Genomic DNA, 20,861 nt, shown 5'->3' with positions numbered 1-20,861 from the left:
GCAGTGGCCCGGCGCCCCCGCGACGTCGTACGGTCAGTCGGTCAGCACGGCGGCGAGCTGGGCGACCGCGTGGTCGATCTCCTCGGCGGTGACGACCAGCGGCGGGGCGAGCCGGATCGTGGAGCCGTGGGTGTCCTTGGCCAGCACGCCGCGGGCCATCAGCCGCTCGCACGCCTGCCGGCCGGTCATCAGCGCCGGGTCGATGTCGAGGCCGGCCCAGAGCCCCCGGCCGCGCACGGCGACGAGGCCCCGGCCGACGAGGCCGTGCAGCCCGGCGTGCAGCCGCTCGCCCAGCTCCGCCGAGCGGCGCTGGAACTCGCCGGTGGCCAGCAGCCGGACGACCTGGGTGGCCACCGCGCAGGCCAGCGGGTTGCCGCCGAACGTCGAGCCGTGCTGGCCGGGCTGGAGCACCCCGAGCACGTCGGCGTTCGCGGCGACCGCGGAGACGGGCACGATGCCGCCGCCCAGCGCCTTGCCGAGCAGGTACATGTCGGGCACCACGTCCTCGTGGTCGCAGGCGAACGTCGCCCCGGTGCGGCCCAGGCCGGACTGGATCTCGTCGGCGAGGAACAGCACGTTCCGCTCGGTGCAGACCCGCCGTACGCCCGGCAGGTAGCCGGCCGGCGGCACCACGACGCCCTGCTCGCCCTGGATCGGCTCCAGCAGCACGGCCACGGTGTCGTCGTCGATCGCCGCCTCCAGCGCCGTCAGGTCGCCGTAGGGGACCACGGTGAAGCCCGGCGTGTACGGCCCGAAGTCGGCCCGCGCGTCCTCATCCGTGGAGAAGCTCACGATGGTGGTCGTACGCCCGTGGAAGTTGCCCTCGGCCACCACGATGTTCGCCCGCCCGGCCGGGACGCCCTTGACCCGGTAGCCCCACTTGCGGGCCACCTTGATCCCGGTCTCGACGGCCTCCGCGCCGGTGTTCATCGGCAGGACCAGGTCCTTGCCGCACAGCTCGGCCAGCTCCCGGCAGAAGTCGGCGAACTGGTCGTGGACGAACGCCCGGCTGGTGAGGGTCAGCCGGTCGAGCTGGGCGTGCGCGGCGGCGATCAGCCGGGGGTGCCGGTGACCGAAGTTGAGCGCCGAGTATCCGGCGAGGCAGTCCAGGTAGCGCCGCCCGTCGACGTCGGTGAGCCAGGCGCCCTCGGCGGAGCTGACCACCACCGGCAGCGGGTGGTAGTTGTGCGCGGTGTGGCGCTCGGCGTCCCGGACCGCCCCCGGCGTCCGCAGCATGTCTTCCACGATCACTTGCTCGCCTTTCCCTGACGGAGTCGCAACGTGCAGCACTTCGGTCCGCCGCCGGCCTTGCGCAGCTCGGACAGGTCGACCCCGATGGTCTCGTAGCCCCGGTCGCGCAGCCGCGCGGCCAGGTCGGTGGCCTGCTCCGGCAGCACCACGTGCCGGCCGTCGCTGACGGCGTTGAGGCCGAGCACCTCGGCGTCGGCGGCGGTGGCGTGGACGGCGTCCGGGAAGAGGCGGCGCAGCGCGGCCCGGCTGCCGGGCGAGAACGCCTCCGGCAGGTACGCCACGGTGCGCTCGTCGAGCACGGTGAGCGCGGTGTCCAGGTGGTAGAAGCGGGGGTCGACCAGTTGCAGGGTGACCACCGGGTAGCCGAAGACCTCCTGGAGCTGGGCGTGTGAGGCGTGCGCCGTGCGGAACCCGGTGCCGGCGAGCAGCACGTCCCCGGCGAGCAGGACGTCGCCCTCGCCCTCGTTGACGTGCTTCGGGTCGTGCAGCTCGAAGCCGGCGGCGGCGAACCAGGCCCGGTAGGCCGGGGCCTCGTCGGCGCGCTGCGGGTCGCGGAACTGCACGGACATCGCCTTGCCGTCGATCACGGTGCCGCCGTTGGCGGCGAAGACCATGTCGGGCAGGCCGGGCACGGGCACGATCTCCTCGACGGTGTGGCCCAGCTCGCGGTAGACCTGCCGCAGCCGCTCCCACTGCCGCACGGCCAGGCCGGCGTCGACGGGGGCGGTCGGGTCCATCCAGGGGTTGATCGCGTAGTCGACGGCGAAGTACGTCGGCCGGCACATCAGAAAGCGCTGGCTGGTGGCGTCCATCGTCACTGTCCTGCTCCCATGGGTCGGGCGCGCCCGGCCACCTTCGGCCCACGGGCTGGCGCCGTTGCCCAACGGTATGCGGGGGCAGCGACGACATCCACCGCCGGAAGTTGCGTCGCCCGACGATTCGTTGCGTCTCGGATCCCGACGTCGGCGATGTGTTGCGTAGTCGCCGCCCCCGCGCTTGTCCGGCGGTCTCCTCCCCGCCGCTGGCGACTACCGCCGTCACACGTGGGGCGTCGTGCCCTCTACGCCCAGGTGCACCCGGTGATGGCGGGGCGCGTCGATCTCGTCGAGCAGGGCGAGGGCGAGATCGGGGTAGGTGATCCGGCTCGCGCCGTCCGCCGTGGCGAACCGGTAGCCCCCGGCGGGCTGGCCGGTGTGGTCGAAGTCGCCGGCCGGGCTGAGCACCAGCCAGTCCGGCGCGTCCCCGGCCCGGCGCAACTCGTCGGTGCCGGCGCCGTGCCCCAGGCAGAACGACCGGAACTCCGGCGGGAAGCCCGGGGTGTCCAGCAGCGGGGTCCCGGCCGCGGTGGGCAGGACGGCGGCCAGCCCGACGACCACCAGCCGGCCCACCCCGGCCCGCCCCAGCCCGGCCGCGAGCGCGCGGGCGGCGGCGGGGAAGAAGACGTCGGCCGGCACGCCGAGGTCGACGGCGGCGTGCACCGCCGCGTCGTGCCCGGCCGCCAGCTCGGCGACCTGTCCCGCGTCGGTGACGTCGCCGGTGGCGACCCGGACGCCCGGCTCGGCCGCCAGGGCGGGGTGGCGGGCCGGATCCCGCACCACGGCGGTCACCTCGTGGCCGCGCGCCCGCGCCTCGGCCAGCACGGCCCGGCCGGCCCGGCCGCCGGCCCCGAAGACGACGATCCCGCTCATCGACGTACCCCCTCGCTCCGGTCGCCCCGTCGGCGACCCCGCGGCGACGCTAGCCGGGGGGCCGGTTACCGCCCGGATACCGATTACGGTGAGTGCCATGGTGACGCCGCTGGATCCGGAGATGTTCGATCCGCTCTGCCCGTCGGACCTGTCGCCGTTCCGGTTCGGCGACAAGTGGGGCGGCATGGTGATCCGCTGCCTGGAGGGCGGCCCCCGGCGCTTCTCCGAGCTGCGGGTGCCGCTGCGCGGCGTCAGCGCCAAGGCCCTCACCGCCTCGCTACGCCGGCTGGAGGCCAGCGGCCTGGTGCGCCGCGCGGAGCAGCCCGGCCCGCCGCGCCGCGTCGAGTACGCTCTCACGCCGCTCGGCCGCAGCATGCTCGGCCCGATCGAGGCCGTCTGCGCCTGGAACCGCGAGCACTGGGACGAGCTTCTCGACGCCCGGGAGGGCGTCGCCCGACCGGACTGAGGCGGGACCGAGGGCGGGGCCCACCCCCGGAGACGCCACCCGCACCTGCTCGCCGGACCGGCTCGCCGGACATGCTTCGGGGGCGGCGAATCGCCGCCCCCGAAAAGGGTGTGCCCGGCCGGTGAACCACCGGATCCGTCGGGCTGCCGGCGGGTTCGCCGGGTCGCACAAGTCCCGGTGCACCACCGGGTTTCACCGCCCCGGCGCACCACCGGGGTCGAGCAGCCCGGCGAACCGCCGGGTCGATCAGGGCCGGCGCATCGCCGGTTCGAGCGGTGCCGGCGAACCGCCGGCGGGGTCCAATGTGCCCGTCAGAGGCGGTCGACAAACTGTGAGTCGAGCCACTCGCGCAGCCGCTGCACCCAGTCGCCGTCGGTGGTGGGCCAGACGAACTGCCCGGTCATCGCCAGCACGCCGAGCACCACGGCGGCCACGCCGAAGGCCATGCCCAGCAGCGCGTCCGTCTTGCCCGCGATGTGCCGGCGGCGGGTGGCGAGCAGGCCGAACACCGACAGCACCGCGCCCAGCGCGCCGACCGCGATGCCGTAGCCGGCGAGGGTGCCGGTCAGCACGGCGGCCAGCCCGGCGACGCCGACGACCAGGCCGAGGCTGGCGAGCAGGCTGGCCCGTGGCTTCGGCCCGGCCGGCACCGGCACCGGCTCCCGCCGGGCCTCGTCCCCCGCCTCGACCCGGCCGGCCGGCAGCGGGCGTTCGGCGGCGCGGTCCCGCTCGGCCGGCAGCGGGCGCTCGGCCGTCCGGTCCGTCGCCGGTGCGGCCGTGCGGTCCGTTGCCGGTGCGGCCGTGGGGGCCGCCGGCAGGGTCCGGGTGACGCCGTGTTCCCGCTCCGGGCCCGGGGAGTCGACCGTGGGCGCGGCGGTGGCCGGGCGGCGCAGCTCGCCGTCCGGGGTGCGGGCGGTGGCCGCGCGGGCGGTGGCGGCGCGGGCCAGCGCCCCCCGCTCGGCGGCCCGGCGCTCCACGTCGGAGGCACGCTCGCCGTCGGTGGCGGTCGCGCTGCTGCGGTACGTCGTCTGCTCCCCGCCCCGGTCGGTGACGACCGGCTGCCCGTCGGGGCGGCCGTCGGCGCCGGACGCGACAGCACCGTCGCGCTCGTCGACCCGGCCGTCGCCGTTGCTGTCGTACGTCGTCGCCGGCTCGTTCCGGCGGGACAACAGCGAAGGAATCTTCACCTCTTCACCTCCTGATGAACGCGTGGAGACCTCGGAAGCGCCGGCGGCAGCCACGCGGTAACGCCACCGAGGTACCCAGCCGCCGATCCGGCGACACCCGGTTCACCCGATCGGGGGCCGCGTGTGCCCCCGGTGGCCCGCCCCCGCCGTTGTCTATGCTTGGCGCCCGTGCCAGAGGGACACACCATCCACCGTCTCGCCGCCCGGCACGCCGAGCTGTTCGCCGGGGCCGAGGTGCGGGCCACCAGCCCGCAGGGCCGCTTCGCCGACGGCGCGGCCCGGCTCTGCGGCACCGTCCTGGAGAGCACCGAGGCGTACGGCAAGCACCTGCTGCACCACCACGCGAACGGGCTGACCCTGCACGTGCACCTCGGCCTGTACGGCAAGTTCGCCGACGGGTCGGGCGAGCCCCCGCCGCCCGTCGGTCAGGTGCGGCTGCGGCTGACCGGCGACGGTTCGCGTACGCGCTCCGGGCCGGCGGCGTCGCACCACGCGCACTGGCTGGACCTGCGCGGCCCGAACGCCTGCGAGCTGCTCACCCCGCCCGAGGTGACGGCGCTGCGCGACCGCCTCGGCCCCGACCCGCTGCGCGCCGACGCCGACCCGGCCCGCGCTTACGCCCGGATCTCCCGCAGCGCGACCCCGCTCGCGGCGCTGCTGCTCGACCAGTCGGTGGTGGCCGGCACCGGCCTGATCTTCGTCACGGAGGCGTTGTTCCGGGCCGGCCTGTCGCCGCTGCTGGCCGGCCGGGAGCTGACCCCGGCCCGGTGGCGGGAGCTGTGGGCGGACCTGGTGCACCTGATGACCCGGGCCGTCGAGGCGGGCCGGATCGACACCGTGCGGGACGCCCACCTGCCGGAGGTCACCGGCCGCGCGCCCCGGGTGGACCGGCACGGCGGCGAGGTCTACGTCTACCGCCGGCCCGGCCAGCCGTGCCACGTCTGCGGCGACGAGGTGCGCCGGGGCGAGCTGGCGGGCCGCAACCTCTACTGGTGCCCCAGCTGCCAGCCCGGTCGGCCCTGACCCGCCGGCAGCTCAGGCGAGGTCGAGCAGCCAGCGGACGGTGTCGGCCTGGCCGGCGAACACCATGTCGTCGGTCATGCTCCAGGCCAGCGTGTGCCCGATCGCCCAGCCCAGCACGCGTTCGCGGTCGAGGCTGAGCGCGTCGGTGAGCCGGTCCAGCCGCCGCCGCACCGCCGCCGGGGAGTGGCCGAGCTCCTGGCCCCGGACGATCGCCACCACGCCGAACTCGCGCTCCCCGGCCAGCGGCTTCGGGTCGATCACCAGCCACGGCTCGCGGGTGGCCCGCAGGATGTTGCCCGCGTGCATGTCCTGGTTGACCAGCACCTGCTCGCCCTGCGTGTCGACCAGCTCGGCGAGCCGGCCGAGCGCGGCGTCGAGCAGCCGGCGCTCGAACGGCCGCCCGAGCCGCTCCCACCGCGCCGGCAACTGCTCCGACCAGACGGCGGCCTCCTCGGCCAGCGGCGTGAACGGCGCGCCGACGGGCCGCCACAGCCGGGGCAGCAGCCCGGCGACGACGTCCAGCGCCTCGTCCAGCGGCACCGCCGGCGCGCCGTCCCGACCGGGGGCGTGCAGCTGCGTGCCCGGGTCGCAGCGCTCCACCAGCAGCGCCCGCCGGCCCGGATCGTGCGCCAGCAGCCGGGCGGCCCCGTCGCCCGCCCAGCACGCCAGGGCCGTGGCCTCGTGCACGCTGTCGGCGTCGGGAAGCGGGAGCTTGAGCACCGCCCGGGTGCCGTCGGGCAGCTCGACCGGCCGCGCCAGCGAGGCGAACGCGTACGGAAACGGCGGGCCGGTGAGCCGCAGCCCCCACTGCGCGACGCAGTCGGTGAGCCGGCCCGGCAGCGCCGCCAGCCAGGCCCGGCCGGCGGGTGTCCGCCGCACCCAGCTCAGCCGCTCGGGGATCGCCAGCTCCGTCTCCATCGGACCATCCTGCCGCAGCGCGGCCGCGCGCCGCGGACCGCTCAGCGCAGCCGGCGGATGTCGCCGTACGCCCGGTAGAAGCCGCCCCGGCCCGCCTCGCGGACCTCGGTGACCAGGTAGCGCGCGCCCGGCTCGCGGATGCCCTTGGGGAACTGCACCGACCAGTCCCGCCGGTAGCCGTCGGAGAGCACGCGGACGCGCAGCCGACCGCCGTCGTCGCGCCAGCGACGGAACCCCCGCCGTCGCGCCCAGCCGCCGTCGCGCCCAGCGGTGTTAGGAAGGGGCCCTTCCTATACAGAAAGCGTTAACAGGGGGCCCTTCCTTACCCCTGGTGCAGGGCGTCGACCGCCTTGCGGGCGGCGATGAGCACCGGGTCCCACACCGGCGCGTACGGCGGGGCGTAGCCGAGGTCGAGGGCGGTCATCTCGTCCACCGTCATCTCGTTCCACAGCGCCACGGCCAGCGTGTCGATCCGCTTCGCCGCCTCCGACCAGCCGACGATCTGCGCCCCGAGCAGCCGCCCGCTGGACCGCTCGGCGATCAGCTTCACCGTCATCGTCCGCGCCCCCGGGTAGTAGCCGGCCCGGTTCGTCGACTCGGCCCGCACCGACACGAACTCGAAGCCGCTGGCCGCGGCGTCCCGCTCGCGCAGACCGGTGCGCCCCACCTCCAGCTCGCAGACCTTCGTCACGGCCGTGCCGATGACGCCCGGGAAGGTGGCGTACCCGCCGCCGATGTTGATCCCCGCGACCCGGCCCTGCTTGTTGGCGTGGGTGCCGAGCGGCACGTGCACGGGCAGCCCGCTGACCCGGTGCAGGGTCTCCACGCAGTCGCCGGCCGCCCACACCCCGGGCGCCCCGGGCACCCGCATCCGCCGGTCCACCCGGATCCCCCCGGAGAGGCCGACGGGCAGGCCGGCGGCCTCGGCGAGGGCGGTGTCGGGGCGTACGCCCAGGCCCAGGACCACGACGTCGGCCGGCAGCGGCCCGTCGGCGGTGACCACCGCCGACACCCGCCCGTCGCGGCCGTCGAGACCGATCACCTCGACCCCGGTGCGGATGTCGATGCCGATGCCGCGCATCGCGTCGGCGACCAGCGCCGCCATGTCCGGGTCGACGGTCGACATGGGCTGGTCGGCCTGCTCGACGAGGGTGACGGCCAGCCCGCGCTGGATCAGGGCCTCGGCCATCTCCACCCCGATGTAGCCGCCGCCCACCACCACGGCACGGCGGGGCGCGGGCTCGGCGTCCAGCCACTCGCGCAGCGCCGAGGCGTCGCCGAGGGTCTGCACGCCGAAGACGCCGCGCACCGCGGGGTCGGCCCAGTCGGGCTGCTTCGGCACCGCGCCGGTGGCGTATACCAGCTCGTCGAAGCGCTCGCGGACCTCGCCGCCGCCGTCGAGGTCGTGGGCGACGACCTCCCGGCGGTCCAGGTCGATCGCGGTGACCTCGTGCCGCAGCCGGACGTCGATGTCGAAGTCGGCGCGGAAGGTGGCCGGGTCGCGGGCGATGAGCTGGTCCCGTTCCGGGACCAGCCCGCTGATCCAGTACGGGATGCCGCACGCCGAGTACGACGTGAAGCACCCCCGCTCGAACGCCACGATCTCCAGGTCGGACCGGTCGCGGCGGCGGCGCGCCTGGGAGGCCGCCGCCATGCCGGCGGCGTCCCCGCCGACGACGATCAGCCGTTGCGCCACGCCGACCATCCTGTCACGCCGCGCCCCGCCCCGGGCCGGTCCCGGCGGCGCGGGCGGCGGGCATCCCGGCGCGGGAGAAGCGGGCGTTCACCCTGGCCGGGGGCGGGAGCCCGGCCGCCGCGCTCAGCCACGGGTCTGCCGGGCCACGTCCCGCACCACGTCGACCAGGCTGCCGGTGCGCGCGAAGACGGCCCGCTGCCGGGCCGCCCCGGTGCCCTGCCGGCGTAGCCCGCCCAGCAGGTCGGTCACCTCGGCCAGGTCGCCGTGCCGTTCGAGGGCGGGGGAGAGCCGCTCGACGAGGGAGTCCAGCAGCTCCCACGCCGGGCGCAGCTCGCCGTCGGTCAGGTCGACGCCCTGACCCTCCAGGCCGTCGTGGGCGGCCCGCCAGTGCGCGGCCACCAGCAGGTGGTGGTCGGTGCGGACGGGCGGTCGGCCCGCGGCGATGTCGGTCATCGCGGTCGCCACCAGGGCCCGCACCAGGGCGGCGATCAGCACCGCGTCGTCCACCGAGGGGCAGACGTCGCCGATGCGCAGCTCCACCGTCGGGTACTTCGCCGACAGCCGGGCATACCAGTAGAGCATCCCCTCGTCGAGCATCACCCCGCTGGCGATGAGCTGCCGGATCAGCCGCTCGTAGTGCTCGTGCGACTCCAGGTACGGCGTCGGGGCCACCGAGGGCCAGCGCTCCCACTCCACCGAGCGCCAGCTCGCGTAGCCGGTGTCCGCCCCGGCGGAGAACGGGGAGTTCGCCGTGGCCGCGTGCAGGATCGGCAGCCAGGGCCGGACGTGGTTGAGCACCCGCACCCCGGTCTCCGCGTCCGGCACCCCGACGTGCACGTGCATGCCGTTGTTGCCGGGCCCCGGCACCAGCAGCCGGAACCGCTCGATCATCCGGTCGAAGCGGGGCTTGTCGACCACCGGTGGGACGGGACCCTCGACCGGGCCCGTGCCGATCGCCAGCACCCGTACGCCGGCCCGCTCGGCGGCGTCGGCCAGCGCCCGGCGCAGCACCCCGAGGGAGTGCCGGATCGACGACAGCTCCAGCCCCGGCGGGCTGCCGATCTCGATCTGGCTGGTCTGGAACTCCCGCTCGACCTGCCCGCGCAGCTCCGCCGGCACCTGCTCCATGACCAGGTCGACGGCCGGCACGGCGGTGCCGGTGTGCGGGTCGACGAGCAGGAACTCCTCCTCCACGCCGACGGTGAGCAGGTCGGTGCCGCCCTGGGCGGCGTCCCGCTCCCGCTCGACCACTGACCCGCTCATCGCCCTCACCGTCCGTCCCGTGCCGGTCGCGGCACCGTGCCACGACGTCGACGGCGCATTACCCACCGTGTCGGCGCGGGAAAACGCCCACCCGCGTGTCGGGCCGGCGCGTCGCGCGCAAGGAAGGGCCCTTGTTAACGCTTTCGGTAGAGAAGGGAACCCCTCTCACCGGAGGTGTTAACAGGGGGCCCTTCCTTCGAAGCGGGTGGACGGCACCTCCTACCCTGGCCGGCGTGACGGGGCTGCTGCTGGCGGTGACAGGGGCGTGGACGTACGCGCTCACCCACCTGACCCTGCTCGCGGACCGCCCCGCCGAGCTGCTCGCCGGGGCGGCCGTGGTCGCCGTCGTGCTGCTCGCCGTGCTGCTGGCGGGGCGTCCGTCGGCGGCGGCCGGCCCGCCGGGGCGGGGCACCGGCCGGGGCGTGGGCCTGCGGGAACGCGCCCGCCGCCGGGGCGTGCCCCGGCAGGTCGACCCGGACGCCGACGGCCGTCCCCGCCCCCGCGCGCCGGGCCTGGTCCTGCCGGCCGGGTAGCGCTCCCCGGGCGGCGTCCGCCCCCCGCCCCGCCCGCCGGTGGGCCGGGGCGGCAGCCGTCGTCCCCTGCCGCCGCCCGGCCGGTTCCGCCGTGATCCGTCCCGCCGCGCCCGTCCCCGGGCCGGCCGGGGATCACGGGATGTCGTCCGTGCCGCCGCGCCCGTCCCCGGGCCGGTCGCAGGTCACGGACAGTCCTCCGTCCCGCCGCGCCCGTTGCCGGGCCGGCCGGACGCCACCGGAAACCGGACCGAGGGGTCACCCATGCTCGCCTTCGCACCGCTGCACGCCGCCGCCGGCGTCGCCGCCGACGCCGTCACCTGGCTCGCCGGCACGCTGCAACCGCTGACCGGCGGGGCCGCCACGGCCGCCGCCATCGTCGTGTTCACGATCGCCGTCCGCCTGCTGATCTCGCCGCTCACCCTGGCCCAGGTCCGCGGGGAGCGCCGCCGCGCGGCCCTCGCCCCGCAGGTCCGCGACCTCCAGCGCCGGCACGCCGACGACCCCGCCCGGCTACAGGCCGAGCTGTTCGGGCTGTACCGGTCGGCCGGGGCGAGTCCGGTCGCGGGCTGCCTGCCGGCGCTGCTCCAGGCCCCCTTCTTCCTGGTGATGTACCGGCTGTTCAGCACCGGCGAGGGCAGCACGGGCGACGGCGGGACCGGCGCCGGGGGCACCGGCGCCGGGCTGTTGGCGGAGCAGTTGGCCGGGGTGCCGCTGGGCTGGCACCTCTCCGACGGGCTGGCCGGGGCGGCGGGTCCGCTGTTCGGGGCGCTGCTGGCGGCGCTGGTGGCGTTGGCCTGGTGGTCGTCCCGGCGTGCCCGGCGCGCGGCGACGGCCGGCGCTGCCACGGCCGCCGGCACCCCGGCCGGCACCCCGGCCGACGGGGCGGTGCCGGCCGTGCTCGGCCGGGTGCTGCCGCTGCTGCCGTACCTGACCGTGGTGGCGGCGCTGGTGGTGCCGCTGGCGGCGGTGCTCTACCTGGTCACCACGACGGCGTGGACGGCTCTCGAACAGGCGGTGCTGCGCCGCCCGCAGGTTCGGACCGGGCAACCTCTGGACAGAAACAGTTAACAGTCCTAATAATAAGCGCCAACGTTGACGGATGTGAATGCCGTCCGGGCGTGGAGGGCTGCATGAGGCGTACCCGATCCCTGATCCTGACGCTGGTGACCGCCTTGGCGGCGACCGTCGGCGCGGCCTGGGTGGCCCTGCCGGCGTTCGCCGCCGGGGCCACCGCGACCTTCGTCAAGACCGCCGACTGGGGCACCGGCTGGGAGGGCAAGTACACGATCACCAACGGCGGGGCCAGCACCATCTCCGGCTGGGCGGTCACCTTCGACCTGCCGGCCGGCACCACCCTCGGCAGCTACTGGGACGCCCTGCTGACCTCCTCCGGCCAGCGGCACACCTTCACCAACCGGTCCTGGAACGGCACCCTCGCCCCGGGGGCGAGCACCTCGTTCGGCTTCCTCGCCGCCGGCTCCGGCAGCCCGGCCAACTGCCAGCTCAACGGCGCGCCGTGCGGCGGGGGCCCCACCCCGACCCCGACCCGCACCACGCCGCCGGCCACCACCGCGCCCCCGACGACCCCGCCGGCCACCACCCCGCCGGCCACGACACCCCCGCCCACCACCGCCCCGCCCACCGGTGACCTGCCGAAGCACCTGCTCACCGGCTACTGGCACAACTTCGACAACCCGGCCGTCGAGCTGCGGCTGCGCGACGTGCCCGCCGACTACGACCTCGTCGCGGTCGCCTTCGCCGAGGCCACCGCGACGCCCGGGGCGGTCACCTTCGCCGTCGACCCCGGCCTGTCCGCCGCCCTCGGCGGCTACTCCGACGCCGAGTTCACCGCCGACGTGCAGGCGCTGCGCTCGCGCGGCAAGAGGGTGATCCTCTCCGTCGGCGGCGAGACCGGCCGGGTCGCCGTGAACGACGCCGCCTCGGCCACCGCGTTCGCCGACAGCACGTACGCGCTGCTGCGCCGGTACGGCTTCGACGGCGTCGACATCGACCTGGAGAACGGGCTCAACCCGACGTACATGGCGCAGGCGCTGCGCGCCCTGCGGGCCAAGGCCGGCCCGTCCCTGATCATCGCCATGGCGCCGCAGACCATCGACATGCAGTCACCGGCCGCCGGCTACTTCAAGCTGGCCCTCGACATCCGCGACATCCTCACCGTCGTCAACACCCAGTTCTACAACTCGGGGGCGATGCTCGGCTGCGACCAGAACGCCGCCTACCCCCAGGGCAGCGTGAACTTCATCGTCGCGCTCGCCTGCATCCAGCTGGAGGCCGGGCTGCGCCCCGACCAGGTCGGCCTCGGCCTGCCCGCCGGTCCCGGCGCGGCCGGCGGCGGCATCGTCGCCCCGAGCGTCGTCAACGCCGCCCTCGACTGCCTGGCGAGGGGCACCAACTGCGGCAGCTTCCGCCCGCCGCGCACCTACCCGGGCATCCGTGGCGCGATGACCTGGTCGGTCAACTGGGACGTCAGCAACGGCAACGGCTTCGCCCGCACCGTCAAGCCGCACCTCGCCACCCTGCCCTGAGCTCCTGCCCCGCCCCACCCCCACCCCCATCCCCGGTCCCTGGAGGCCACCGTGAAACTGCGCACCCCCCGCGTGGCGACGTTCGCCGCCGCGCTCGCCGCCGCCGTCGTCGCGGCCACCCTCGTGGCCCCGCCGGCCGCATCGGCGGCCACCGCCGCGTTCGTCCGCACCGCGAGCTGGAGCAGCGGGTACGAGGCGAGGTTCACCGTCACCAACAACACCTCGGCCGCGATCGGCTCCTGGAACGTCCAGTTCGACCTGCCCGCCGGCACCACCCTCGGCTCCTTCTGGGACGCCTCGATGACCACCTCCGGCCAGCACGTCACCGCCGTCAACGCGTCCTGGAACGGCGCGCTCGCCCCGGGGGCGAGCACCTCGTTCGGCTTCGTCGCCGCCGGCACCGGCGACCCGACCAACTGCACCGTCAACGGCGGCTCCTGCACCGGCGGCGGCACCCCGTCCGGCCCGGCCACCCCGGGCGGGCTGCGGGTCACCGGCACCACCGCCTCGTCGGTGTCGTTGGCCTGGAACACCGTCTCCGGCGCGACCGGCTACCGGGTGTACGAGGGCAGCGCCCTGCGGGCCACCGTCACCGGCGCCTCGGCGACGGTCTCCGGGCTGGCCACCTGCTCCGCGCACAGCTACACCGTCGCGGCGTACAACTCCTCGGGCGAGTCGGCGAAGTCGGCCGCCGTGTCCGCCACGACCTCCGGCTGCACGGGCGGGAACGGCCCGATGGCCGCCGCGCCGTACCTCTACCCGGGCTGGGGCGACCCGCCCGCCCCGGCCACCGTGATGGGCGCGACCGGCGTCAAGTGGTTCACCATCGCGTTCGTCCTCTCCGGCGGCGGCTGCACCCCGGCGTGGGACGGCAGCGGCCCGCTGACCGGCGGCGCGCACGCCGCCACCATCGCCGCGATCCGGGCGGCCGGCGGCGACGTCATCCCGTCCTTCGGCGGCTGGAGCGGCAACAAGCTGGGCCCGAACTGCTCCTCGGCCAGCGCGCTCGCCGGGGCGTACCAGCAGGTCATCAACGCGTACGGGCTCAAGGCCATCGACATCGACATCGAGAACAGCGACGAGTTCGAGAACGAGGCGGTGCAGGACCGCATCCTCGGCGCGCTGAAGATCGTCAAGCAGAACAACCCAGGGATCAAGACGATCGTCACGTTCGGCACCTCGACCACCGGGCCGTCGTACTACGGCACCCGGCTGATCAACCAGGCCGCCGCGCTCGGGGCGAACATCGACACGTTCACGATCATGCCGTTCGACTTCGGCGGCGGCGCGAACATGTACCAGAACACCGTCAACGCGTCCGAGGGGCTGAAGACCGCGTTGAAGAGCGCGTTCGGCTGGTCCGACGCCACCGCGTACGCGCACATGGGCATCTCCGGCATGAACGGCCTGTCCGACCAGCAGGAGCTGACCTCCCCGGCCACCTGGACGCAGATCCGCGACTGGGCGAAGGCGCGCGGCCTGTCCCGCTTCACCTTCTGGTCGGTCAACCGCGACCGGCCGTGCCCCGGCGGGGGAGTGGTCGCCAACTGCTCCGGCATCGCCCAGAACACCTGGGAGTTCACCAACATCACGGCCCGGTACTGAGCCGCCCGGTACTGAGCACCGGGACGCGGACACCGGACCCGCGCGCGGTCAGCGGCCGGCGGTCACCGACTGCCGGTCGCGCCGCGCGCGGCGGCGGCGCACCTTCTTCGCCGCCCAGCTCACGACCATCACCCCGAACACGGCGAAGATCGCGTAGTTGAACCAGCTGCTGTAGCGGTCCACCTCCTCCCAGCGCGACCCGAGCGCGAAGCCGGCCCCCACGATCAGCGCGTTCCACACCCCGCTGCCCAGCGTGGTCAGCAGCACGAACTCGCCCAGCGGCATCCGGTCGGCCCCGGCCGGGACCGACACCAGGCTGCGCACCACCGGCACCACCCGGCCGATCAGCACCGCCCACCGGCCGTGCCGCTCGAACCAGCGGTCGGCCTTCTCCAGGTCGTCGCGGTCGACCAGCGGGATGCGGTCCAGCCACCGCTTCAGCCGCTCCTCGCCCAGCGCCGCGCCGAGCCAGTAGAGCACCAGCGCCCCGAGCAGCGAGCCGACCGTCGCGGCGACGACGATCAGCACCACGTTGAACTGGCCCTGCGAGGCGAGGTAGCCGGCCATGGCCAGCACGATCTCGCTCGGGATCGGCGGGATGATGCTCTCCAGGGCCACCAGCAGGGCCACCCCGACCGCGCCGAGCGCCCCGATGACGTCGGCCACCCACCCGGTCAGCCCGGTGAACTGCGACGGTTCGACGTCCTGGGCGAGGGCCATGGGTGTCCTTCCGTGGAGCCGGGGGAGCGGACCGGGTGGGGCCGCCGGGGGATCGGGAGGTGTTACCCACTCCGCGGCCGATCACACCCGCCGGTGACCGGGCCCACCCGGAGAGGGCTCAGTGCAGGGCCGCGTCCGCCGGGCCGCGCCGCCAGCCGGTGAACGTCACGGCCAGCCCGCCCCGCGTCGGCGAGCAGCAGAACGGCCCGGCCGCCGCCTCGGCGTCCGGCGCGAGCGGGGCCACCCGGACCAGCCGCCACGGCTCGTCGCCCGCGCGGGCCCGCACGGTCAGCGCGTCGCCGGCCCGGCTCACCCGCACGGTCACCGCGCGCCCCGACCACTGCGGCACCGGGGCCACCGACCAGTCGGAGACCTCCCGGGTGACCACCGCGCCGACCTGCGGCTCGCCGTCGCTGACCTCCACCCCGGCCTTGACCCAGTTGCGCTCGTCCACCCGGACCAGCACGCCCGCCTGGTCGAACTGCTCGGTGAAGTCGAGCCGGAAGTCGACCTCCACGGCGCTGCCGGCCGGCAGCGGGGCGAGCAGGGCCGGGCCGTCGTCGTGCACGAAGCCGTAGCTGGTGTGCCGCCAGAAGTCGCTGCCCGCGCCCGGCTCCACGACGAGCCCGCCGTCGGGCGTCGGCTCGGCCCGCACCGGCCGGTGCAGCCATCCACCCTGCGCCCAGTCGACGTCGCGCAGCCCCGTACCCGATCCGATGCTCATGCCCGGACGGTACCGCCCCCGCGACCCGGAGGGTTCTCGCGTTTGCCGGCGGGCCGGATCGGAGAAGGTACGCCGGCATGGGTGACAGGTGGTACTCCGAGGCCGTCGTCTACTGCCTCGACATCGACACGTACGCGGACTCCGACGGCGACGGGGTCGGCGACATCCGGGGGCTGATCGGCCGGCTCGACTACCTCGCCCGGCTCGGGGTGACCTGCCTGTGGCTGCACCCGATCCACCCGTCGCCCAACCGGGACGACGGCTACGACGTCACCGACTTCTACAACGTGGACCCCCGCTTCGGCACCCTCGGCGACTTCGCCGAGCTGCTGCACCAGGCGCAGAACCGGGGCATCCGCGTGATCATCGACCTGGTGGTCAACCACACCTCCGACCAGCACCCGTGGTTCGTCTCCGCCCGGTCCTCGCCCGACTCGCCCTACCGCGACTGGTACGTCTGGGCCGACCACGAGCCCGCCGACCGGCACCAGGGCATGGTCTTCCCGGGCGAGCAGAACGAGACGTGGACGTACGACCGAACGGCGAAGGCGTGGTACTACCACCGGTTCTACAAGTACCAACCGGACCTCAACTTCGCGAACCCGCAGGTGCGCGCCGAGGTCAAGAAGATCGTCTCGTTCTGGCTCCAGCTCGGCGTCTCCGGCTTCCGGATGGACGCCGTCCCGTTCATCATCGAGCTGACCGAGCCCGGCAACCCGGACTCCCCGAAGGACTTCGAGTTCCTCACCGAGCTGCGCCAGCACGTCCAGTGGCGGCGCGGCGACGCCGTCCTGCTCGCCGAGGCCAACGTGGAGCCCGACGAGCTGCCCACCTTCTTCGGCGACGGCAGCGGCTCCGGCAACCGGATCCACATGCTGTTCGACTTCATGCTCAACGGCCGGCTCATGCTCGCCCTGGCCCGGCGGGACCCGGAGCCCGTCATCGAGGCGCTGCGCGACACCCCGACGCTGCCGACCGGCGGCCAGTGGGCCACGTTCCTGCGCAACCACGACGAGATCGACCTGTCCCGGCTCACCGCCACGCAGCGCGACCAGGTGTACGCCGAGTTCGGCCCCGAGGAGCGCATGCGCATCTACGACCGGGGCATCCGTCGCCGGCTCGCCCCGATGCTCGGCAACGACCGCCGCCGCGTCGAGCTGGCGTACGCGCTCCAGTTCTCGCTGCGCGGCACGCCGGTGCTGCGCTACGGCGAGGAGATCGGCATGGGCGAGGACCTGTCGCTGCCGGGGCGGGAGGCGATCCGTACCCCGATGCAGTGGTCGTTCAAGCCGAACGCCGGCTTCTCCACGGCGGACCCGGAGAAACTGGTCCGCCCCGTGATCGACTCGGGCGACTACTCGTACGAGAAGGTCAACGTGACCGCCCAGCGCGGCGACCCGGGCTCGCTGCTGTCGTGGTTCGAGCGGATGATCCGCACGCTGCGCGAGGCCCCGGAGATCGGCTCCGGGTCGACCACCCACATCGACGTGCCGATGCCGGCCGGGGTGCTGGCGCACCGGGCCGACGGCCCGACCGGGACGATGGTCTTCCTGCACAACCTCGGCACCGACGACGTGGAGGTCGACCTGGGCATGCTCGCCGCCGAGGCGGACCTGCCGATGGACGTGCTCGCCGACCGGCGGTACGGCGAGGTGGGCAAGCTCGACTCGCTGAAGCTCGCCGGCTACGGCTACCGCTGGATCCGGCTCTGCCGCGGCGACACGTTCTGACCCCGGGCCGGTGGGTTAGGCTCCCCGGGTCGCCAGAGGTTACCGGGAGGTAGGCATGTCGGAGGAGCAGCGGGTCGCCATCGTGACCGGGGCCGCGCGGGGGATCGGGGCGGCCACCGCCCGCCGGCTGGCCGCCGACGGGCTGGCCGTCGCCGTGGTCGACATCGACGAGGCGGCCACCGCCGACACCGTCGACGCGATCGTGGCAGCCGGCGGCCGGGCGCTCGGCGTCGGCGCGGACGTCGCCGACCGGGCCCAGGTCACCGCCGCCGTCGAGCGGGTCGCCGCCGACCTGGGCGCGCCCACCGTGCTGGTCAACAACGCCGGCGTGCTCCGCGACAACCTGCTGTTCAAGATGACCGACGCCGACTGGGACACGGTCATGGGCGTGCACCTGCGCGGCGCGTTCCTGTTCAGCCAGGCCGCCCAGCAGCACATGGTCGAGCGGCGCTGGGGCCGGATCGTCAACCTGTCCAGCACCTCCGCGCTGGGCAACCGGGGCCAGGCCAACTACGCGGCGGCGAAGGCTGGCCTGCAGGGCTTCACCAAGACCCTCGCCATCGAGCTGGGCCCGTTCGGGGTGACCGTCAACGCGGTCGCGCCCGGGTTCATCGTCACCGACATGACCGCCGCCACCGCCGCCCGGATGAAGGTGGACTTCGAGGCGTTCCAGAAGCACGCCGAGTCGGAGATCCCGGTGCGCCGCGTCGGCCGCCCCGAGGACGTGGCGCACACCATCTCGTTCCTGGTCAGCGAGGGCGCGTCGTTCGTCTCCGGCCAGGTCGTCTACGTCGCGGGCGGCCCGAAGGACTGAGGTGCAAGGAAGGGCCCCTTGTTAACGCTTTCTGCATAGAGGGGCACCCTTCTCACCCCGTCAGCGGTGAGGTGGGGCGGGGCGTCAGCGGGTGCGGGTGCGGGTGCGCCAGAGCCAGAGCAGGCCGAGCACCGGCAGCACCAGCGGGACGTAGCCGTACCCGCTGCCGAACCCGGACCAGACCGTCTCGTCGGGGAACAGCGCCGGGTCGGCGAGGCTGAGCAGGCCCACGCCGACCACCCCGACCAGCTCCACCGAGCAGCAGGCCAGGGCGACCCGCCGGCCGGCGTGCCCGGCGCGGGCCAGCCCCACGGCGGCCACGATGTAGACCAGCGCGGCCAGCGCCGACAGCAGGTACGCCACCGGGGCCTCGGCGAACCGTGTGGCGATCTGCAGGCCCGCCCGGGACGTCGCGGCGATGGCGAACAGCAGGTACACGGCGATCAGCAGCCGGCCGGGCCCGGTGTTGGTGGCGGGCGGGTGCGTCTCGGTCTCAACCACCGACGACCTCCCAGGTCTGCTGGAGCCGGACCACCACGACCGGCGTGACCACGCAGATCGCGCAGACGATCGCCGAGCCCCACCGGGTCGGCTCCATCCGGGCCAGCACCCAGGCCAGCGGCGGCAGGCAGACCAGCGTCACCAGGTAGCCGAAGAACGCGCCCGGCTCGCCCGGCCGCTCGCCGCCGCCGAGGGCGACCAGCGCCACCACGGCCAGCGCGAGCAGCGCCAGCTCCAGCAGGGCCAGGCCGGCGACCTGCGCCCGGTCCGGCGGCCGGTTGCGCACCGCCGCCACCAGCGCCCACCCGGCGAGTACGAGCGACAGCACGATCGTCGCCGTCGCCAGCACCCCGTCCACCGGGGAGCCGGCCGCCGCGCTGGTCATCGACGCCAACGGCGTCGCAGTCTCGGTCACCGGGACAGCCTACTAACCGGCGTAGTACACGCCCCCGGCCCGGTCCGTCCGCTGCCGCGTCCCGCCCCGTGCCCGTCCGGCCGCGTTCGGCGTTCCCGACGCGTCGACTGCGTCGGGTGGGGGCGGGCGGGCTAGCGTGGATCACGGCTCCGGGCTCGCCGGCGCCGACGACGGACACCGGGGGTGGACCGTGTTGCGGTTCGGCTTGTTCGGCACCGGCCACTGGGCGGCCGAGACGCACGCGGCGGGCATCGGCGCGCACCCCCGCGCCGAGCTGGCCGGTGTCTGGGGCCGCAACCCCGAGCGCGCCGCCGCGCTGGCCCGACGGCACGGGGTGCCCGCGTTCACCGAGGTCGACGCGCTGCTCGACGCGTGCGACGCGGTCGCCGTGGCGCTGCCGCCGGACGTCCAGGCCGACGTCGCCGTCCGCGCCGCCACGGCCGGGCGGCACCTGCTGCTGGACAAGCCACTGGCGCTGACGGTCGCCGACGCCGACCGGGTGGTCGCCGCCGCCGCGCAGTCCGGCGTCGCCTCCGTGGTCTTCTTCACCAGCCGCTTCCAGCCGAACATCGCCGGCTTCCTCGCCTCGGCCGCCGCCGCGGGCGGCTGGCACACCGCCAAGGCGGTCCGCTTCGGGTCGATCTTCCAGCCCGGCAGCCCGTACGGCGGCTCCCAGTGGCGTCGCGACCGGGGCGCGCTGTGGGACATCGGCCCGCACGCCCTGTCGATCATCCTGCCGGTGCTCGGCCCGGTGACCCGGGTCGCCGCGATGGACGGCCCGCGCGGCCTGGTCCACCTGCTGCTCACCCACTCCGGCGGCGCGACGAGCACGGTCTCGCTGACCCTCGACGCCCCGCCCGAGGCCGTCGCCACCGAGTTCGCCTTCTACGGCGACGGCGGCGTCGAGCCGGTCCCGCCCGGCGACGGCAGCTCGCTGACCGCGTTCGGGGTGGCCATCGACCAGCTCCTGGAGGAGATCGACGCCGGCACCCGGGACCACCGGTGCGACGTGCGGTTCGGCCGCGACGTGGTGGCCGTCCTCGCCGCCGCAGAGACGGCCCGCGCCGAGGGCCGCACCGTCACGGTGCCCGACTGAGACCGCACCGCCGGGTGTGCGGCGTCCCGGTCGTCACAGGGCGTCATAGACGTCGCTTCGGTGGCCGAGGTGGACCACGAGCACGATCAGCTCCTCGTCGCGGACGGTGTAAACGATCCGGTAACTACCCGAGCGGATGCGCAGGAGGCCGGGATGTCCGGTCAACGCCCTAACCCCGGTGGGCCGGGGCTGGGTGGCGAGTCCGGCGATGGCGGCAAGAAGACGGGCCTGCACCGGGCGGTCGAGCTTGCGCAGCCGCTTGGCGGCTGCCCGGTCAACCTGAACGGTGTAGACCTGCGGCGGAGTCAGTGCGCTCACAGTCCGAGTTCGCTCCGCAGCTCGGCCAGCGGGATCGGCGCGTCGCCGGCGTCGATGCGGGCCAGCGCCTCGCGTGCGGCTGCCACGTCGGCGGCGTCCTCGGCCCGTTCGATCGCCTCGGCCAACTCGACTGGCACGATCGCCGCGAGTCGTTGTCCGCGCCGCGTGACGTAGGTGATGCGCCCGGCGTAATGGGCGCGGGACACCACATCCGCGAGGCTTTCGCGGGCTTCGGAGATCGGCAGCTCTGCTGCGGGTTCGCTCATGCCCTCCAGCGTACGACTCGTACAACTCGTACGACAGGGTTGTGCCTGGGTGGCCGGCAAATGGGTCGCGTGAGCGGGGTCGCCCGGCCTGATCTGCCCAC

23 protein-coding genes are annotated in these 20,861 nt (G+C 74.9%); 9 read left to right on the top strand and 14 right to left on the bottom strand.

From position 1 onward, the window contains the following. Positions 1-33 precede the first annotated feature (33 nt). From rocD to O7633_RS13420, 3 genes are all read right to left on the bottom strand, one after another. Positions 34-1,248, bottom strand: a complete 1,215-nt coding sequence (gene rocD / locus O7633_RS13430; RefSeq protein ID WP_282328551.1) for an ornithine--oxo-acid transaminase — start codon at positions 1,246-1,248, stop codon at positions 34-36. Then, positions 1,248-2,063 (bottom strand): dimethylargininase, encoded by an 816-nt coding sequence (gene ddaH, locus O7633_RS13425; protein WP_282328065.1) that lies wholly within the window; start codon positions 2,061-2,063, stop codon positions 1,248-1,250. Before ddaH ends, rocD begins: the two co-directional genes overlap by 1 nt. 225 nt (positions 2,064-2,288) lie before the next feature. After that, positions 2,289-2,939 (bottom strand): NAD(P)H-binding protein, encoded by a 651-nt coding sequence (locus O7633_RS13420; RefSeq protein WP_282328064.1) that lies wholly within the window; start codon positions 2,937-2,939, stop codon positions 2,289-2,291. A 97-nt stretch (positions 2,940-3,036) separates the two neighbouring features. Here O7633_RS13420 and O7633_RS13415 point away from each other — a divergent pair, with 97 nt between their 5' ends. Further along, on the top strand, positions 3,037-3,405 hold the full coding sequence (locus tag O7633_RS13415; RefSeq protein ID WP_178066280.1) for a helix-turn-helix domain-containing protein: 369 nt from the start codon (positions 3,037-3,039) through the stop codon (positions 3,403-3,405). Between the two features lie 311 nt (positions 3,406-3,716). Here the strand turns inward: O7633_RS13415 and O7633_RS13410 are convergent, their stop codons facing one another. Then, on the bottom strand, positions 3,717-4,592 hold the full coding sequence (locus O7633_RS13410; protein WP_282328063.1) for a thrombospondin: 876 nt from the start codon (positions 4,590-4,592) through the stop codon (positions 3,717-3,719). Between the two features lie 168 nt (positions 4,593-4,760). Here O7633_RS13410 and O7633_RS13405 point away from each other — a divergent pair, with 168 nt between their 5' ends. Then, complete coding sequence (locus O7633_RS13405) at positions 4,761-5,615, top strand: DNA-formamidopyrimidine glycosylase family protein (RefSeq protein ID WP_348776329.1); 855 nt, start codon at positions 4,761-4,763, stop codon at positions 5,613-5,615. A gap of 12 nt (positions 5,616-5,627) precedes the next feature. Here O7633_RS13405 and O7633_RS13400 read toward each other — a convergent pair whose 3' ends face one another. The 4 genes from O7633_RS13400 to O7633_RS13385 form a co-directional block, all read right to left on the bottom strand. After that, on the bottom strand, positions 5,628-6,533 hold the full coding sequence (locus tag O7633_RS13400) for an aminoglycoside phosphotransferase family protein (RefSeq protein WP_282328061.1): 906 nt from the start codon (positions 6,531-6,533) through the stop codon (positions 5,628-5,630). A 41-nt stretch (positions 6,534-6,574) separates the two neighbouring features. After that, positions 6,575-6,724, bottom strand: a complete 150-nt coding sequence (locus tag O7633_RS13395; protein ID WP_282328060.1) for a hypothetical protein — start codon at positions 6,722-6,724, stop codon at positions 6,575-6,577. 131 nt (positions 6,725-6,855) lie between these two features. Further along, a complete protein-coding gene (locus O7633_RS13390; protein WP_282328059.1) occupies positions 6,856-8,229 on the bottom strand; it encodes an FAD-dependent oxidoreductase in 1,374 nt (457 codons plus the stop codon). A gap of 123 nt (positions 8,230-8,352) precedes the next feature. Then, positions 8,353-9,501 (bottom strand): glutamate--cysteine ligase, encoded by a 1,149-nt coding sequence (locus tag O7633_RS13385; RefSeq protein WP_282328058.1) that lies wholly within the window; start codon positions 9,499-9,501, stop codon positions 8,353-8,355. A 224-nt stretch (positions 9,502-9,725) separates the two neighbouring features. Here O7633_RS13385 and O7633_RS13380 point away from each other — a divergent pair, with 224 nt between their 5' ends. From O7633_RS13380 to O7633_RS13365, 4 genes are all read left to right on the top strand, one after another. Beyond that, positions 9,726-10,025, top strand: a complete 300-nt coding sequence (locus O7633_RS13380) for a DUF6412 domain-containing protein (RefSeq protein ID WP_282328057.1) — start codon at positions 9,726-9,728, stop codon at positions 10,023-10,025. A gap of 261 nt (positions 10,026-10,286) precedes the next feature. Continuing rightward, complete coding sequence (gene yidC, locus O7633_RS13375; RefSeq protein WP_282328056.1) at positions 10,287-11,093, top strand: membrane protein insertase YidC; 807 nt, start codon at positions 10,287-10,289, stop codon at positions 11,091-11,093. Between the two features lie 62 nt (positions 11,094-11,155). After that, positions 11,156-12,571 (top strand): cellulose binding domain-containing protein, encoded by a 1,416-nt coding sequence (locus O7633_RS13370; protein WP_282328055.1) that lies wholly within the window; start codon positions 11,156-11,158, stop codon positions 12,569-12,571. 51 nt (positions 12,572-12,622) lie between these two features. Then, complete coding sequence (locus tag O7633_RS13365) at positions 12,623-14,176, top strand: cellulose binding domain-containing protein (RefSeq protein ID WP_282328054.1); 1,554 nt, start codon at positions 12,623-12,625, stop codon at positions 14,174-14,176. A 48-nt stretch (positions 14,177-14,224) separates the two neighbouring features. On the opposite strand, the gene O7633_RS13360 is transcribed toward O7633_RS13365, so the two are convergent. After that, positions 14,225-14,896, bottom strand: a complete 672-nt coding sequence (locus O7633_RS13360; RefSeq protein ID WP_282328053.1) for a DedA family protein — start codon at positions 14,894-14,896, stop codon at positions 14,225-14,227. 118 nt (positions 14,897-15,014) lie between these two features. After that, complete coding sequence (locus O7633_RS13355; protein WP_282328052.1) at positions 15,015-15,620, bottom strand: DUF1349 domain-containing protein; 606 nt, start codon at positions 15,618-15,620, stop codon at positions 15,015-15,017. Positions 15,621-15,697: 77 nt separating this feature from the next. Between O7633_RS13355 and O7633_RS13350 the strand changes: the two genes are divergently transcribed. Together O7633_RS13350 and fabG are read left to right on the top strand one after the other, a co-directional pair. Further along, positions 15,698-17,350: an alpha-amylase family protein gene (locus tag O7633_RS13350; protein WP_282328051.1), complete on the top strand. Its 1,653-nt coding sequence runs from the start codon at positions 15,698-15,700 to the stop codon at positions 17,348-17,350. A 55-nt stretch (positions 17,351-17,405) separates the two neighbouring features. Beyond that, positions 17,406-18,164 carry a 3-oxoacyl-ACP reductase FabG gene (gene fabG, locus O7633_RS13345; RefSeq protein WP_178066269.1) on the top strand — a complete coding sequence of 253 codons (759 nt, stop codon included), beginning with the start codon at positions 17,406-17,408 and terminating at the stop codon, positions 18,162-18,164. 84 nt (positions 18,165-18,248) lie between these two features. Here fabG and O7633_RS13340 read toward each other — a convergent pair whose 3' ends face one another. Further along, positions 18,249-18,665, bottom strand: a complete 417-nt coding sequence (locus O7633_RS13340; protein ID WP_074472740.1) for a hypothetical protein — start codon at positions 18,663-18,665, stop codon at positions 18,249-18,251. Continuing rightward, a complete protein-coding gene (locus tag O7633_RS13335) occupies positions 18,658-19,050 on the bottom strand; it encodes a hypothetical protein (RefSeq protein ID WP_282328550.1) in 393 nt (130 codons plus the stop codon). Before O7633_RS13335 ends, O7633_RS13340 begins: the two co-directional genes overlap by 8 nt. 220 nt (positions 19,051-19,270) lie before the next feature. On the opposite strand from O7633_RS13335, the gene O7633_RS13330 reads away from it, so the two are divergent. Beyond that, entirely contained in the window at positions 19,271-20,176 is a 906-nt protein-coding gene (locus tag O7633_RS13330) for a Gfo/Idh/MocA family oxidoreductase (RefSeq protein WP_178067788.1), read from the top strand. A gap of 33 nt (positions 20,177-20,209) precedes the next feature. Here the strand turns inward: O7633_RS13330 and O7633_RS13325 are convergent, their stop codons facing one another. Both O7633_RS13325 and O7633_RS13320 read right to left on the bottom strand, forming a co-directional pair. Next, a complete protein-coding gene (locus O7633_RS13325) occupies positions 20,210-20,494 on the bottom strand; it encodes a type II toxin-antitoxin system RelE/ParE family toxin (RefSeq protein WP_282328050.1) in 285 nt (94 codons plus the stop codon). After that, positions 20,491-20,760, bottom strand: coding sequence for a type II toxin-antitoxin system prevent-host-death family antitoxin (locus O7633_RS13320; RefSeq protein ID WP_282328049.1), 270 nt, complete (start codon positions 20,758-20,760; stop codon positions 20,491-20,493). The genes O7633_RS13325 and O7633_RS13320 overlap by 4 nt, the downstream gene beginning before the upstream one ends. Between the last annotated feature and the right edge of the window lie 101 nt (positions 20,761-20,861).

Origin of the sequence: Micromonospora sp. WMMD712 (assembly GCF_029581295.1) — a bacterium.
In the GTDB taxonomy this organism is placed as follows: Bacteria; Actinomycetota; Actinomycetes; order Mycobacteriales; family Micromonosporaceae; genus Micromonospora; species Micromonospora carbonacea.
Note: the sequence above shows the minus strand (reverse complement) of the source record. Positions and strands in the feature narration are given on the sequence as shown.